Source organism: Caldimonas mangrovi (assembly GCF_023721835.1).
Classification (GTDB): domain Bacteria; phylum Pseudomonadota; class Gammaproteobacteria; order Burkholderiales; family Burkholderiaceae_C; genus Caldimonas; species Caldimonas mangrovi.
This window is the reverse complement of the sequence record NZ_JAMKFE010000009.1, coordinates 190,633-205,161: the sequence shown is the minus strand read 5'-3', so window position 1 is coordinate 205,161 and position 14,529 is coordinate 190,633. Positions and strand designations below refer to the sequence as shown.

At 68.4% G+C, this 14,529-nt stretch carries 13 protein-coding genes; 6 read left to right on the top strand and 7 right to left on the bottom strand.

From position 1 onward, the window contains the following. Nucleotides 1-9 precede the first annotated feature (9 nt). The 5 genes from hutU (at nt 10) to M8A51_RS16185 (ending at nt 5,773) form a co-directional block, all read left to right on the top strand. Entirely contained in the window at nt 10-1,689 is a 1,680-nt protein-coding gene (gene hutU, locus M8A51_RS16205) for a urocanate hydratase (protein WP_251779528.1), read from the top strand. Further along, entirely contained in the window at nt 1,686-3,233 is a 1,548-nt protein-coding gene (gene hutH / locus M8A51_RS16200) for a histidine ammonia-lyase (protein WP_251779527.1), read from the top strand. The genes hutU and hutH overlap by 4 nt, the downstream gene beginning before the upstream one ends. Next, nucleotides 3,230-4,198, top strand: coding sequence for a formimidoylglutamase (gene hutG / locus M8A51_RS16195; protein ID WP_251779526.1), 969 nt, complete (start codon nt 3,230-3,232; stop codon nt 4,196-4,198). Before hutH ends, hutG begins: the two co-directional genes overlap by 4 nt. Continuing rightward, nucleotides 4,195-5,409, top strand: a complete 1,215-nt coding sequence (gene hutI / locus M8A51_RS16190; RefSeq protein ID WP_251779525.1) for an imidazolonepropionase — start codon at nt 4,195-4,197, stop codon at nt 5,407-5,409. Before hutG ends, hutI begins: the two co-directional genes overlap by 4 nt. A 73-nt stretch (nt 5,410-5,482) precedes the next feature. Then, complete coding sequence (locus tag M8A51_RS16185; RefSeq protein WP_259372024.1) at nt 5,483-5,773, top strand: late competence development ComFB family protein; 291 nt, start codon at nt 5,483-5,485, stop codon at nt 5,771-5,773. A gap of 12 nt (nt 5,774-5,785) precedes the next feature. On the opposite strand, the gene nadB is transcribed toward M8A51_RS16185, so the two are convergent. Continuing rightward, nucleotides 5,786-7,423, bottom strand: coding sequence for an L-aspartate oxidase (gene nadB / locus M8A51_RS16180; protein WP_251779524.1), 1,638 nt, complete (start codon nt 7,421-7,423; stop codon nt 5,786-5,788). 201 nt (nt 7,424-7,624) lie between these two features. Between nadB and M8A51_RS16175 the strand changes: the two genes are divergently transcribed. Continuing rightward, entirely contained in the window at nt 7,625-8,908 is a 1,284-nt protein-coding gene (locus M8A51_RS16175; protein ID WP_251779522.1) for a hypothetical protein, read from the top strand. A 55-nt stretch (nt 8,909-8,963) separates the two neighbouring features. On the opposite strand, the gene clpB is transcribed toward M8A51_RS16175, so the two are convergent. The 6 genes from clpB to mobB all read right to left on the bottom strand — a co-directional run bounded on the left by clpB (nt 8,964) and on the right by mobB (nt 14,521). Further along, on the bottom strand, nt 8,964-11,567 hold the full coding sequence (gene clpB, locus M8A51_RS16170; RefSeq protein WP_251779521.1) for an ATP-dependent chaperone ClpB: 2,604 nt from the start codon (nt 11,565-11,567) through the stop codon (nt 8,964-8,966). A gap of 102 nt (nt 11,568-11,669) precedes the next feature. Next, nucleotides 11,670-12,056: a fluoride efflux transporter CrcB gene (crcB, locus tag M8A51_RS16165; protein ID WP_251779520.1), complete on the bottom strand. Its 387-nt coding sequence runs from the start codon at nt 12,054-12,056 to the stop codon at nt 11,670-11,672. After that, nucleotides 12,056-12,547, bottom strand: coding sequence for a molybdopterin synthase catalytic subunit MoaE (moaE, locus tag M8A51_RS16160; protein ID WP_251779519.1), 492 nt, complete (start codon nt 12,545-12,547; stop codon nt 12,056-12,058). Before moaE ends, crcB begins: the two co-directional genes overlap by 1 nt. A 3-nt stretch (nt 12,548-12,550) precedes the next feature. Further along, entirely contained in the window at nt 12,551-12,802 is a 252-nt protein-coding gene (locus tag M8A51_RS16155; protein ID WP_251779517.1) for a MoaD/ThiS family protein, read from the bottom strand. After that, nucleotides 12,799-13,995 carry a molybdopterin molybdotransferase MoeA gene (locus tag M8A51_RS16150; RefSeq protein ID WP_251779516.1) on the bottom strand — a complete coding sequence of 399 codons (1,197 nt, stop codon included), beginning with the start codon at nt 13,993-13,995 and terminating at the stop codon, nt 12,799-12,801. Before M8A51_RS16150 ends, M8A51_RS16155 begins: the two co-directional genes overlap by 4 nt. A gap of 4 nt (nt 13,996-13,999) precedes the next feature. Beyond that, entirely contained in the window at nt 14,000-14,521 is a 522-nt protein-coding gene (mobB, locus tag M8A51_RS16145; protein ID WP_251779515.1) for a molybdopterin-guanine dinucleotide biosynthesis protein B, read from the bottom strand. Between the last annotated feature and the right edge of the window lie 8 nt (nt 14,522-14,529).

Genomic DNA, 14,529 nt, shown 5'->3' with positions numbered 1-14,529 from the left:
GGAGACCCCATGAGCACCCCCTATCGCACCGTCCGCGCCCCGCGCGGCAGCGAACTGCACTGCAAGAACTGGCTGATCGAAGCGGCCTACCGCATGATCCAGAACAACCTGGACCCGGACGTGGCAGAGCGCCCCGAGGACCTGGTCGTCTACGGAGGCATCGGCAAAGCCGCGCGCAACTGGCCGGCGTTCGATGCCATCCTCGAGGCCTTGCGCCAGCTCGAAGCCGACGAGACGTTGCTGGTGCAGTCCGGCAAGCCGGTCGCCGTGGTCAAGACTCACCCCGACGCCCCCCGCGTGCTGCTCGCCAACTCCAACCTGGTGCCCAGGTGGGCCACCTGGGAGCACTTCCACGAACTCGACCGCAAGGGCTTGATGATGTACGGCCAGATGACGGCCGGCTCGTGGATCTACATCGGCTCTCAGGGGATCGTGCAAGGCACCTACGAGACCTTCGTCGAACTGGGCCGCCAGCATTACGCTGGCGACTGGTCCGGCAAATGGATCCTGACCGCCGGGCTCGGCGGCATGGGCGGCGCGCAGCCGCTGGCGGCGGCGCTGGCGGGAGCCCACTGCATCGTCATCGAGTGCCAGGAATCGCGCATCGACTTCCGGTTACGCACCCGCTATGTCGACCACAAGGCGCACAGCATCGACGAAGCACTCGCCATCATCGAGAACGCGAAGCAGCCGACCTCGGTGGCGCTGCTCGGCAACGCCGCCGACCTGCTGCCGCAGTTCGCCCAGCGGGCGCGCCAAGGCGGCCCGCGCCCGCACGCAGTGACCGACCAGACCTCGGCCCACGATCTCGTCAACGGCTACCTGCCGCGTGGCTGGTCGGTCGAACAGTGGCAAGCCGCACGCACCGGCACCGACGCGCAACGCCTGCAACTCGTGCAGGCCGCGGCGGCCTCCTGCGCGGAGCACGTGCGCGCGATGCTCGCGTTCCACCAGATCGGGGTGCCGACCATCGACTACGGCAACAACATCCGCCAGGTCGCGCTCGATCAGGGCGTCACCGACGCCTTCGAGTTCCCCGGCTTCGTGCCGGCGTGCATCCGGCCGCTGTTCTGCGAGGGCAAGGGGCCGTTCCGCTGGGTGGCGCTGTCGGGCGACCCCGAGGACATCTACAAGACCGACGCCAAGGTGAAGCAGTTGTTCCCCGAGGACACCCACCTGCACCGCTGGCTCGACCAGGCACGCGAGCGCGTTGCGTTTCAGGGCCTGCCGGCGCGCATCTGCTGGCTGGGGCTGGGCGAGCGGCATCGGGCCGCGCTGGCCTTCAATGAGATGGTGCGCAACGGCGAGCTGAAAGCGCCGATCGTGATCGGTCGTGACCACCTCGACTGCGGCTCGGTTGCCAGCCCCAACCGCGAGACCGAAGCGATGCGCGACGGCTCCGATGCCGTGTCGGACTGGCCGCTGCTCAATGCGCTCACCGCCACCGCAGGCGGAGCCACCTGGGTGAGCCTGCACCACGGCGGCGGAGTGGGCATGGGCTACTCGCAGCATGCAGGGGTCGTGATCGTCTGCGACGGCTCGCGCGACGCCGATGCGCGGCTGGCCCGCGTGCTGTGGAACGACCCCGCACTCGGTGTGGTCCGTCATGCCGATGCCGGCTACGAGCTGGCGGTCCGCACGGCGCGCGAGCAAGGTGTGCACATTCCGATGCTCGGAGATGCACGATGAACCCGGCCAACCGTTTGACTTTGCACCCCGGCCAGCTGGACCTGCCGGCGCTGCGTGAGGTCGCCGCCGGCTTCATGCCGATCGAGCTCGACCTCGAATGCCGCGCCGCGATCGCGGCCAGTGCCGCCACGGTGCAACGCATCGGCGCGGGCAGCGAACCGGCCTACGGCATCAACACCGGTTTCGGCAAACTCGCCAAGGTGCAGATCCCGCGCGACCAGTTGGCAAGACTGCAGGCCAACCTCGTGCGCTCGCATGCGGTAGGCGTCGGCCCGCTGCTGGATGACAACACCGTGCGCGTGATCCTGCTGCTGAAGATCGCGTCGCTCGCGCGCGGCTATTCGGGCGTGCGCCCGGAAGTCATCGATGCCGCGATCGCGATGTACAACGCGCAGATCTGGCCCTGCATTCCGTCGCAGGGATCGGTCGGCGCCTCCGGCGACCTGGCGCCGCTGGCCCACCTGACGCTTCCGCTGATGGGTGAAGGCGAGGTGCGCGTCGAAGGCCGCATGATGGATGCCGCGCAGGCGCTGAAGCAGGCCGGGTTGCAGCCGGTCACGCTGGCGGCCAAGGAAGGCCTGGCGCTGCTGAACGGCACGCAGGTGTCGACCGGCATCGCGCTGATCGGCCTGCTGCGTGCCGAGCAGGTCTTCGCCGCAGCGGTGGTGGCAGGTGCGCTGAGCGTCGATGCCGCCAAGGGCTCCGATGCGCCGTTCGATCACCGCATCCATCAGGTGCGCGGCCATGCCGGCCAGATCGAGGTGGCAGCGCTGTACCGCAAGTTGCTGACCGGCAGCGCCATCCGCGCCTCGCACCGCATCGGCGACGATCGCGTGCAGGACCCGTATTCGCTGCGCTGCCAGCCGCAAGTCATGGGCGCCTGCCTGGAGTTGATCCGCAACGCGGCGAAAACCCTGGTGATCGAGGCGAATGCGGTGTCGGACAACCCGCTGGTGTTCTCGGACAGCGGCGAGGTGCTGTCCGGCGGCAACTTCCATGCGGAGCCGGTCGCCTTCGCCGCCGACACGCTGGCGCTGGCGATCGCCGAGGTCGGCGCGCTCTCAGAGCGTCGCATCGCACTGCTGATCGACGCCACGCTGTCGGGCCTGCCGCCTTTCCTCGTCGCCGACCCCGGCATCAACTCCGGCTTCATGATCGCGCACGTGACCGCCGCCGCGCTGGCCAGCGAGAACAAGACGCTCGCCCACCCGGCCAGCGTGGATTCGCTGCCGACCTCGGCGAACCAGGAAGATCATGTCAGCATGGCCACTTTCGCCGCCCGCAAGCTCGCCGACATGGCACTCAACGTGCGTCACATCATCGCCATCGAGTTGCTGGCGGCCGCGCAGGGCATCGACTTCCATCGCCCGCTCGCCTCTTCAGCGCCGCTGGAAGAAGTGCACGCTGCGATCCGCAGCCGCGTGCCGCACTATGCCGAAGACCGCTATTTCGCGCCCGACATCGCCGCCGTCGAGCAATTGATCGACGCGGGCAGCTTCACCCGCCATGCCGGCGGCGTGCTGCCGTCGTGGAGCGCCGCGTGAGCAACGAACCCGGCTCGCAGTGGCGGCAGCCTTGGCAGGGCCGCGTGGACACGCTCGACGGCGAAGCCGGTCACCGCTGGCACCAGGTGGTGCAGCCGTGGCACGCCCACGCTGCACCCGGCGTGGCACTGCTCGGCCTGGCCAGCGACGAAGGCGTGCGCCGCAACCACGGCCGCGTCGGTGCGGCGCAAGGCCCGCAGGCGCTACGCCGCATGCTCGCCAACCTGCCGGTGCACCGGCCGCTCGCGTTGTACGACGCGGGCGACGTGCCTTGCCTCGACCAACAGCTGGAAGCCGCTCAGCGGGAGTACGCTGCGCGCGCCGCTCGCATGCTCGACGCCGGACAGCTCGTGCTTGGGCTGGGCGGGGGCCACGAAATCGCCTGGGCGAGCTACCAGGCACTGGCCGCCTCGCGTTGGGCGCCGGGCGAAGGACAGCGCCTGGCGATCGTGAACTTCGACGCGCACTTCGACATCCGCCGGGATGCGCAGTCGACCTCCGGCACGGGCTTCCGGCAAGCGCTGGATCATGCTCGCGCACAGGGTTGCGACGTGGCCTACCACTGCCTCGGCATCAGCGTCACGTCGAACACACGCGCCCTGTTCGAGCAGGCGGGCGAATGCGGCATCTCGTGGCGGCACGACGACGCGCTGACCTCGGCCGCACTGCCTCGTCACTGCGACGAGCTGCGCGAGTGGCTCGGCGGCTTCGATCACGTCTATCTCACGATCTGCCTCGACGTACTGCCCGCGAGCGTGGCTCCGGGCGTCAGCGCCCCCGCCGCGCGCGGCGTGCCGGTGGACGTGATCGAGCCGATGGTCGCCTGCGTGGCCGGCTGCGGGCGCTTGCGTCTGGCCGACATCGCGGAGCTGTGCCCGCCACTGGACATCGACCAGCGCACCGCGCGCACAGCCGCTCGACTGGCGTGGCGCATCGTGGACGCCTGGCAGGAGGCTGCGGCATGAAAGCAGACCTCCTGATCCGCCACGTGCATCTCGCGACACTGGCCGACGAGAGCGGCTATGGCGAGGTGCCCGACGCCGCACTCGCCGTCGCGTCCGGGCGTATCGCCTGGATGGGCCCCGAGCGGGAGCGGCCCCCCGGACTGCAGGCAGATCGCGAGGTCGACGGCCACGGCGGCTGGCTCACCCCGGGGCTGATCGACTGCCACACCCACCTGGTCTGGGCCGGCAGCCGCGCCGCCGAGATCGAACGACGCTGGCAAGGCGCCAGCTACGAGGAGATCGCGCGCGCCGGCGGCGGCATCGTCTCCACGGTGAGCGCCACGCGCGCCGCCTCGCTGGACGAACTGGTCGATGCGGCCACGCCGCGCCTGCGGGCGCTGATGCGCGAAGGCGTCACCACGGTCGAGATCAAGTCCGGCTACGGCCTGGACACCGAGACCGAATTGCGGCTGCTGCGCGCCGCGCGCCGCCTCGGGGAGACCCACGCCGTCCGTGTAACGACCACCTTCCTGGGCGCGCATGCGTTGCCGCCCGAGTACCGCGGCCGGCCGGAGGCTTACATCGAGCAGGTCTGCTCCGAGATGCTGCCAACCGCCCACCAGGAAGGCCTGGTCGATGCCGTGGACGCCTACTGCGAAGGCATCGGCTTCACGCCCGCACAGACGCGCCGGGTCTTCGACTCCGCCCGCGCGCTCGGCCTGCCCGTCAAGCTGCACGCCGACCAGCTCAGCGACCTGGGGGGCGCCGCGCTGGCGGCGGAATTCCAGGCGCTCTCCGCCGATCACATCGAGTACAGCTCGCGCGAGTCGATCGCTGCGATGGCTCGCGCCGGCACGGTCGCCGTGCTGCTGCCCGGTGCCTACTACTGCCTGCGCGAGCAGCAGTTGCCCGACATGCAGGCCTTGCGCGATCACCGCGTGCCCATCGCGTTGTCGACCGACTGCAACCCGGGCACCAGCCCGTGCACCTCGCTGCTGCTGATGCTGCACATGGGCTGCACGCTGTTCGGGCTGACGCCCTCGGAAGCGCTGGCCGGCGTCACCCGCCATGCGGCACGTGCGCTCGGGCTGCACCATCACACCGGCCGCCTGGCGACCGGCCTGCAAGCCGACCTGGCGCTGTGGGCCATCGATCACCCGCGCGACCTGGCATGCCGCTTCGGCTTCAACCCGCTGGCCGCCTCCTGGCTGGCCGGCCGCAGTGTGATTTAGGGCGCACCAGACGCGTATTTCCGCCCGCAGCCTGGCACGTGGCGGCCGATACTCCGGTTCAGGAGCCCCGCCCATGCGCATCACCGACGACTTCGCCTCGATCCACAACTACTATGAGCGTCCCGTGATGCAAGCCATCGCGGACGCCACGGCACGCTACCCGCAGTTGCGCCAGGACCTGCTGCCCGACGTGCTGTGCGTCGCGCTGAATCGCCTGCCGCCGCGGTACATCCGCCACGAAGTCGATCTGGTGTTTTACCTGACCGAGAAAGAGCGCGCCGAGATCGAGCGGGCGGTCGACGAAGCCGTCACTTTCGCATTCGAGTTCGTGCAGGCGCGCCAGGCCATGCGGGCCCGCGGCTGACCTCCGGAAACCTCACATCCCCAGGAAGTTCGGCACCGGCGCCCCGTTGCCGCCGCGGCGCCCGGCCGGGCGCACCAGGATGGTCGGGAAGCTCGCCGGCAGCGTCTGCGGGAAATCGCGGCTGTAGTGCAGCCCGCGGCTTTCGTGCCGAACCAGCGCCGAGCGCACGATGAGTTCGGCGCAATCGACCAGGTTGCGCAGCTCCAGCAGGTCGCGCGAGACGCGAAAATTCGCGTAGTAGTCGTCGATCTCGCTGCGCAGCAGCTTGATGCGGTGCAGGGCGCGCTCCAGCCGGCGCGTCGTGCGCACGATGCCGACATAGTTCCACATCAGCAGCCGCAGCTCGTCCCAGTTGTGCGAGATGACCACCTGCTCGTCCGCATCCTCCACCTGGCTTTCGTCCCAGGCCGGCAGCGCCATCGCCGCTTCGCCGTCATGTCCGCAGATGTGTGCGGCGACCGTCCGTCCAAGCACCACGCATTCCAGCAGCGAGTTGCTGGCCAGGCGGTTCGCGCCGTGCAGGCCGGTATAGCTGGCCTCGCCCACCGCATACAACCCGGGCAGGTCGGCGCGTCCCTGCAGGTCGGTCACGATGCCGCCGCAGGTGTAGTGCGCAGCCGGCACCACCGGGATGGGCTGGCGCGTGATGTCGATCCCCAGCTTCAGGCAACGCGCATGGATGGTCGGGAAGTGCTCCTTCAGGAACTCCGCGCCCAGGTGGGTGGCATCGAGCCACACGTGGTCGAGCCCGTGCTTCTTCATCTCGAAGTCGATGGCGCGAGCCACGATGTCGCGCGGCGCCAGTTCACCGCGCGCGTCGTGCGCAGGCATGAAGCGCGTGCCGTCGGGCAGCTTGAGCTGCGCACCTTCGCCGCGCAGGGCTTCGGTGATCAGGAAGCTGCGCTCCTGCGGGTGGTACAGGCAGGTCGGATGGAACTGCACGAATTCCATGTTGCCGACCCGGCAGCCGGCGCGCCATGCCATCGCGATGCCGTCGCCGGTGGCGGTCTCGGGGTTGCTGGTGTAGCGATAGACCTTGCCCACCCCGCCGGTCGCGAGCACCACGGCCGCAGCCGGCAGCGTCTCGACCCGGCCGCGATCGATGTCGAGCGCGTAGACCCCGTAGCAGCGGGCCGGCTCATCGCGCTTCAGGTGGCGTGAAGTGATCAGGTCAACCGCCATCCAGCGCTCACGCAGGTCCACGTTCGGGTGCGCCTTCACCTGTCCCAGCAGCACATCGTGGATGGCCTTGCCGGTGGCGTCGGCCGCATGCGCGATGCGGCGCACCGCGTGCCCGCCTTCGCGTGTCAGGTGCAGGCCCAGCGGGCCGGACGGGTCGGCCGAGAAAGGCACGCCGCGCTGCACCAGCCATGCGACCGCATGAGCGCTGTGCTCGGCGATGAAGCGCGCAGCTTGTTCGTCTACCAGGCCGGCGCCAGCATCCTGCGTGTCGCGCACGTGGCTGTCGACGCTGTCGTCGCTGCCCAGCACGCCGACGATGCCGCCTTGCGCCCACGCCGTCGCTGCTTCCTCGAGATTGCGCTTGGCCAGCACGATGACCGGCTGATGATCGGCCAGGTGCAACGCCACGGTCAGCCCGGCGAGCCCGGCGCCGACGATGACGACGGGGGCTTGTGCAGTCGCTTGCATGCGCATCCTGTGCAGTACGAGGAAATGGAGGGCAGATTCTATCGGCCACCCTTCCTGCGGTCGGTCCACCGCCTCCCGCCGGCCACACGGGGGCAAAGAGCGAATACCGCACGGCCCCGTGGCACACCCCCAATCGGGTGGCACACAGGGGCGACACATGTGGTTACACTGTGTTTCATCACCCCAGCCGCCCTCGACGTCATGTACCAGCCCCTTTCCCCGGACAAGACCGGCCCGGTGTCGCGCGGCAACGGCGGGCCCGGCCCCGCGCAGACCCGCGAATGGCCGGTCACGCGGCCCACGGAGGTCGCGAACACCGCCGTCATGGGTGGCGAGAACGAGTACCTGAGCAGCGATCCGAAGGACATCGGCCGCGCCGTCGGCGACAACACCTGGGAACTGTTCGTGTCCTGCGATGCTGCCGAAGCGTTGCGGCAACAGTTCACCCATCTCGAGAGCCGCTACATCGCGTTGCACGACCTGGGAGACACACATTCGCGCCAGTTGCTGCGCCAATTGACGGCGCTCGGCTGCAGCGCCGTGCAGCGCCTGGTGATCCGCCAACAGGGCTACGGCACGACGCTCGCCTCCGTCGAATACGTCAGTTTCCGGGCAGAAGACGGCGAAACGGTCTGCGTCTATTCCACTGCCGTCGAGAGCACGCCGTCAGCGCAGCAGGCCGTTGCCCGCGCGTTGCTCGAGATGAGCCAGGCCAGCGTGCTGCTGCTCGGCGAGATGGCCGGACAAGGCAGTGCGAACGCGTTGCGCACGATGATGCAGGCCGTTCACACCGGCGGCTGGACCTGCCCGAACCTGCTTGTGCTGCCGCTCGGCAGTCACGCCGCGACCGCCGCTGCCGCGCAATGCAACCAGGTGGTCCAACGCCACGGCTTGCTGGTGCGCGCCGCCCCTGCTCCGGGCCGCCCGGCGGACGCCTGGAATTACATCGCCGGCTTCTGGCAGAAGAACCATATGCGCGGACGGCTGGCGCCGCTGAATCCGAGCAGCGAACTGCGCCCGTTGACGTTGGACCTCGACCCGCCCGCTTCTGGGCTCGCTCCCCTCCGATCGCCGGCTTTCACCACGGCGCCGAGAACAGCTTCGGCCACCGCGCTCCCGCCGGAGCTGGCCACCTACCTCCGGCTGGTCTCGCAGATGGCCGGCGTGCAGGCCTGCTGCGTGTTCGACATCGACCAGAGCACAGCGCTCGGGCATGCCGGCAGCGGCCCCTCGGCGGCGCAAATGGCGCAGCAAGGCGCTGCCCTTTTCAAGGCCCAGCAGCTCGCCCGCATGTCGATGAGCCTGGCCGAGCCGCTGCAGGAAATGCTGCTGTCGTCAGAGCGCCACCACCAGGTGCTGCGTCCATTGCCGGGCGAGCGTACGCTGGCGCTGCATTGCCTGTTCGAGCGCGGCAAGACCAACCAGTCGCTGATCCGCTTCCAGCTGCAAAAGCTCGACACCTGGCTGCAGAGTCAGCAGGGGTAAGAAACAAGGGCCGCTCGCTGCAGAAGCGGCCCCGTGCCCGATGACAGCCGCGCCGTCAGTGCACCACGCGTTCGAACGAGAACTCGCTGCCTGGCTCGGCACCCTGCACGTCTACCGGGATCACGTCCTTCGGCCCGAAGCGACCCTGCAGGATCAGCTTCGCCACCGGGTTCTCGATGCGGTGCTGGATCGCCCGCTTCAACGGCCGAGCCCCGAACACCGGGTCGAAGCCGACCTTGGCCAGTTCGGTCAAGGCCGCGGGTGAGACGTCGAGCTTCATCTCCATCTTTTCCAGCCGCTGCTCGAGGTTCCTGAGCTGGATCTTCGCGATCGACTCGATGTGCTTCTGGTCGAGCGCGTGGAACACCACCGCCTCGTCGATACGGTTCAGGAACTCGGGCCGGAAGTGGCCCTTGACCTCGGCCCACACCGCTTCGCGGATCAACTCCGGGTCTTGGCCCGCCATCTGCATGATGACGTGCGAGCCCAGGTTGCTGGTCATCACGATCACGGTGTTCTTGAAGTCCACCGTGCGGCCCTGGCCGTCGGTCAGACGGCCATCGTCCAGCACTTGCAGCAACACGTTGAACACATCCGGGTGCGCCTTCTCGACCTCGTCGAGCAGCAGCACGCTGTACGGCTTGCGCCGCACCGCCTCGGTCAGATAGCCGCCCTCGTCGTAGCCGACGTAGCCCGGCGGCGCGCCGATCAGGCGTGACACCGAGTGCTTCTCCATGAACTCGCTCATGTCGATGCGGATCATGTGCTCCTCGCTGTCGAACAGGAAGCCGGCCAGCGCCTTGCACAGCTCGGTCTTGCCAACGCCCGTGGGCCCGAGGAACAGGAACGAACCCAGCGGCCGGTTCGGGTCGGACAGGCCGGCGCGCGAACGGCGGATGGCATCGGCCACAGCGACGATGGCCTCGTCCTGGCCCACCACGCGCTCATGCAGCTTCGCTTCCATCTGCAGCAGCTTGTCGCGTTCGCCCTGCATCAGCTTGCTCACCGGAATGCCCGTGGCACGCGCGACGACCTCGGCGATCTCCTCGGCGCCGACCAGCGTGCGCAGCAACTGCGGCTTGCTACCGTCCTTGGCCTTGCCCGCTTCCTTCGCCTGCGCGTCCTTGAGCTTCTTCTCCAGCTCGGGCAGCTTGCCGTATTGCAGCTCGGCGACCTTGTTGAAGTCGCCCTTGCGCTTCAGTTCCTCCATCTGGAAGCGCATGCGATCGATCTCTTCCTTGATCTGCGCCGAGCCCTGCGCAGTGGCCTTCTCGGACTTCCAGATCTCTTCCAGGTCGGCGTACTCGCGCTCCAGCCGGCCGATCTCTTCCTCGATCAGCGACAGTCGCTTCTGCGAGGCCTCGTCCTTTTCCTTCTTGACCGCCTCGCGCTCGATCTTCAACTGGATCAGCCGGCGGTCGAGCCGGTCCATCGCCTCGGGCTTGGAGTCGATCTCGATCTTGATCTTGGCCGCCGCCTCGTCGATCAGGTCGATCGCCTTGTCGGGCAGGAAGCGGTCGGTGATGTAGCGGTTCGAAAGCTCCGCCGCCGCCACGATCGCCGGGTCGGTGATCTCGACGCCATGGTGCACCTCGTACTTCTCCTGCAGGCCGCGCAGGATGGCGATGGTCGCTTCCACCGTCGGCTCGTCGACCAGGATCTTCTGGAAGCGCCGCTCCAGCGCCGCATCCTTCTCGATGTACTTGCGGTACTCGTCCAGCGTGGTCGCGCCGATGCAGTGCAACTCGCCGCGCGCCAACGCCGGCTTCAGCATGTTGCCGGCGTCAATGGCACCTTCGGCCTTGCCCGCGCCAACCATCGTGTGGATCTCGTCGATGAACAGGATGATGCGCCCCTCGTCGTGCGCCACCTCCTTCAGCACCGACTTCAACCGCTCCTCGAATTCGCCGCGGTACTTGGCACCGGCCAGCAGCCCTGCCATGTCGAGCACCAGCACGCGCTTGTTCTTCAGCGTCTCCGGTACTTCGCCGGCGACGATGCGCTGTGCCAGGCCTTCGACGATGGCCGTCTTGCCGACGCCCGGCTCGCCGATCAGTACCGGGTTGTTCTTCGTGCGGCGCTGCAGCACCTGGATCGCCCGGCGGATCTCGTCATCGCGGCCGATCACCGGGTCGAGCTTGCCCCGGCGTGCGCGCTCGGTCAGGTCGAGCGTGTACTTCTTCAGCGCTTCGCGCTGGCCCTCGGCCTCGGCGTTGTCCACGGGCTGTCCGCCGCGCACGGCCTCGATGGCGGACTCCAGCGACTTGCGGGTGACGCCGAATTCCTTTGCGATCTGGCCGATGTCAGCCTTGGTCTCGGTCAGCGCCAGCAGGAACATCTCGCTGGCGACGAACTGGTCGCCTCGTTTCAGCGCTTCCTTCTCGGCCGCCTGCAGCAGCGATACGGTGTCGCGGCCGGCTTGTACCTGCTCGGCGCCCTGCACCTGCGGCAGGCGCTTGATGGCAGCTTCGACCGCCTTCTGCAACCCGCCAGTGTTGACGCCCGCGCGCGCCAGCAGCGCCTTCGGGCCCTCGTCCTGCTGCAGCATCGCCAGCACGATGTGCGGCGGCTCGATGTACGGGTTGTCGTGCGCCAGCGCCAGGCTCTGGGCATCGCCCAGGGCTTCCTGGAACTTGGTGGTGAGCTTGTCGAGTCGCATGGGAAATCCTCCGAATTGCGAAGGAAATGAGGCAGCCGCCGCACATTTCAAGTGCAAACCGCGTGCCCCGACGTGCGCTGGATCAAGCCGGCGCTCGGGCGCTCACCCCAGCAGCAGCCTCAGGCCCCGGAACCCGAGCGCAGCGCAGCCCAGCGCGCCCGCCACGTGGGCCGCAGTATGGGCCGCGGCCATCCCCCACTCGTCCTGTTGCAGCAGGTGCAGCGATTCCAGCGAAAAGGCCGAGAAGGTGGTCAGCCCACCGAGGAAACCGGTGACGAACAGCAAGCGCCAGAATTCGTCCGGGAAGCGGCTGAACCACATCAACGCGGCGCCGATCAGCAGCCCCCCCACGCAGTTGACCAGCAGCGTTCCGAGAGGAAAGCCCGACCAGCTCGGATTCAGCCACATGCTGGCCAGCCAGCGCAGCAGGGCCCCGCCCGCCGCACCGACAGCCACCGCCACCGCGTGGAGCAGCGTGAGTTGCTGCATCAGCTTGGCGGCTCGCTGGCGTTGGCCGCGTGGATGCCCCAGCGCGCCAAGGCGGCATCGTCGCTGCTGCGCGCATCGACCCAGCGCGCGCCTTCCGGCGTGTGCTCCTTTTTCCAGAACGGTGCCTGTGTCTTCAGGTAGTCCATCAGAAACTCGCAGGCCTGGAAGGCGTCGCCACGGTGCGCGGAAGTCACCGCCACCATCACGATCTGGTCGGCCGGCGCCAACGCGCCGACGCGATGGATCACCCGGGCTGCACGGATGCGAAAGCGCTGCTGCGCTTCGTCGATCATGGCCTCGATCGACTTCTCGGTCATGCCCGGGTAGTGCTCCAGCTCCATGCGCTGCACGCCCTGCCCTTCGCTGACGTCGCGCACGGTGCCGACGAAGGCCGCAACCGCGCCGACCCCGGTGTCGCCGGCACGCAGTTGTGCGACTTCGGCCGACAAGTCGAAATCTTCAGTCTGGATGCTGACGCGCGACGTGCTCATGTCTCAGCCGCCGGTCACGGGCGGGAAGAAGGCCACTTCGGCATTCTCCGGCACCACGGCGTTCTCGTCACACAGTGCCTGGTCGAGCGCCGCGCGCACCGCACGGCCGCGGGCCAGCGCCTCGGCATGCGGCGACGACGCGGCGATGAGCCGGTCGCGCAGTGCGCCGATCGTCGAGCCGGCCGGCAGTTCGACCACCTCGCCCGGTCCCAGCGCCTCCCGGATGGACGCAAAGTACTTCACCGTCACCTTCATTGCATCCACTCCGCCAACGACAGATAGCGCACGATGTCGCCGCTCGCGATCGCCTGCCCGGGCGGGTTGTCCACCACGCCATCGGCCCAGACCGTCGAAGTCAGCACGCCTGAACTCTGATTCGGGAACAGTTCCACCCGCCCGTCTGCGGTACGGCGCACCCGCAGGAACTCGCGCCGCTTGTCCGGCTTTGGCCAGTCGAAGGCCGCACGCATCGGCAGGGTCTGCGGCGGCTCGACCCGGCTGCCTTGCAGCGCCAGCAGGAAGGGCCGCACCGCCAGCAGGAAGGTCACAAAGCTCGACACCGGGTTGCCCGGCAACCCGATGAACCAGGCGTCGCGCACTTGCCCGAACGCCAGTGGCTTGCCCGGCTTGATCGCGATCTGCCACAGATCGAGCTGGCCTTCCGCCTGTACCGCCGGCTTGATGTGGTCTTCCTCGCCCACCGAGACGCCGCCCGAGGTCAGGATGAGGTCATGCCCGGCAGCCGCCCGGCGCAGCGCATCGCGCGTCGCTTCCAGGGTGTCCGGCACGATGCCGAGGTCCGTGCAGTCGCAGCCAAGCTGCGCCAGCAACGCCCGCAGCGTGTAGCGGTTCGAGTTGTAGATCGCGCCAGGACGCAGCGGCTCGCCGGGCATCACCAGTTCGTCGCCCGTCGAGAACAATGCAACGCGCGGCTTGCGCGCCACCGGCAGCGTCGCGGCGCCCACCGTGGCCGCCAGGCCGATGGCCTGCGGCGTCAGCCGCGTGCCGCGCGGCAGCACCACGGTGCCACGCCGTACATCCTCGCCCTGCTCACGGATCCATTGCCGCGCCATCGGTACCGTGTTCAGACGCACCCGGCCGTCGTCCAGCAGTTCGCATTGCTCCTGCATCACGATCGCATCGGCGCCGTCCGGCACCGGTGCGCCGGTGAAGATGCGCGCGGCCGTGCCCGGCTGGAGCACCGTGCCGACCTGCCCCGCGGCCACCCGCTGGGAAACCGGCAATGCCACGCCCTCGTCGGGAATGTTGGACCGACACACCGCGTAGCCGTCCATCGAACTGTTCGCCAGCGGCGGCACATCCAGCGGCGACACCAAGTCCTCGGCCAGCACGCGGCCGAGCGCTTGCGCGGTCGGCAGTTGCTCGCGCTCGGCGAAGGGTCGGACGCAAGTCAGCAGGCGGCCGAGCGCCTCCTCCAGGCTCAGCATGGGGCTACGTGGCGGTGTACTCATAGCGGGAAGCATTCTGCAGCAGATGCTCGACCACGGCGTCGGGGTCGTTGAGGTTCAGCACCGGCCGCAGGGTGGACTGGGGCAGCCGGTCGGGGCTGTCGGTCGCGATCGCAAAGACGAAAGGGTCTTCGACATACTGCACACGCTGCCCGGTGTCGGCGCGCCAGACCTCGATCTTGCCGATGTCGGCGTGCTTGAAACCTTCGACCAGCACCCAGTCGCATTCGACGAGCTCAGCGATCAGCTGGTGGACGGTCGGTTCGCACACAGCCTCGTACTCGCGGATCTTCGCCAGCCGGCGGTCGGAGGCCACGACCACCTCGAAAGCCCCGGCCTGACGGTGTCGCCAGGAGTCTTTGCCCTCATGGTCGATGTCGAATTTGTGATGCGCATGCTTGACCACCGAAATGCGCAGGCCTTCGTACTTCATACGCACGATGAGCTGCTCGACCAGCGTGGTCTTGCCCGAGCCCGAGTAACCGCAAAAACCGACGACCTTCATGAACTGCC

Bases quoted from the DNA above. Each gene is read 5' to 3' on its own strand.
- nadB (WP_251779524.1), bottom strand. From the start codon at position 7,423: ATGCAAGCGACTGCACAAGCCCCCGTCGTCATCGTCGGCGCCGGGCTC.
- clpB (WP_251779521.1), bottom strand. From the start codon at position 11,567: ATGCGACTCGACAAGCTCACCACCAAGTTCCAGGAAGCCCTGGGCGAT.
- hutU (WP_251779528.1), top strand. From the start codon at position 10: ATGAGCACCCCCTATCGCACCGTCCGCGCCCCGCGCGGCAGCGAACTG.
- M8A51_RS16185 (WP_259372024.1), top strand. From the start codon at position 5,483: ATGCGCATCACCGACGACTTCGCCTCGATCCACAACTACTATGAGCGT.
- M8A51_RS16150 (WP_251779516.1), bottom strand. From the start codon at position 13,995: ATGCTGAGCCTGGAGGAGGCGCTCGGCCGCCTGCTGACTTGCGTCCGA.
- mobB (WP_251779515.1), bottom strand. From the start codon at position 14,521: ATGAAGGTCGTCGGTTTTTGCGGTTACTCGGGCTCGGGCAAGACCACG.
- moaE (WP_251779519.1), bottom strand. From the start codon at position 12,547: ATGAGCACGTCGCGCGTCAGCATCCAGACTGAAGATTTCGACTTGTCG.
- M8A51_RS16155 (WP_251779517.1), bottom strand. From the start codon at position 12,802: ATGAAGGTGACGGTGAAGTACTTTGCGTCCATCCGGGAGGCGCTGGGA.
- hutI (WP_251779525.1), top strand. From the start codon at position 4,195: ATGAAAGCAGACCTCCTGATCCGCCACGTGCATCTCGCGACACTGGCC.
- crcB (WP_251779520.1), bottom strand. From the start codon at position 12,056: ATGCAGCAACTCACGCTGCTCCACGCGGTGGCGGTGGCTGTCGGTGCG.
- hutH (WP_251779527.1), top strand. From the start codon at position 1,686: ATGAACCCGGCCAACCGTTTGACTTTGCACCCCGGCCAGCTGGACCTG.
- M8A51_RS16175 (WP_251779522.1), top strand. From the start codon at position 7,625: ATGTACCAGCCCCTTTCCCCGGACAAGACCGGCCCGGTGTCGCGCGGC.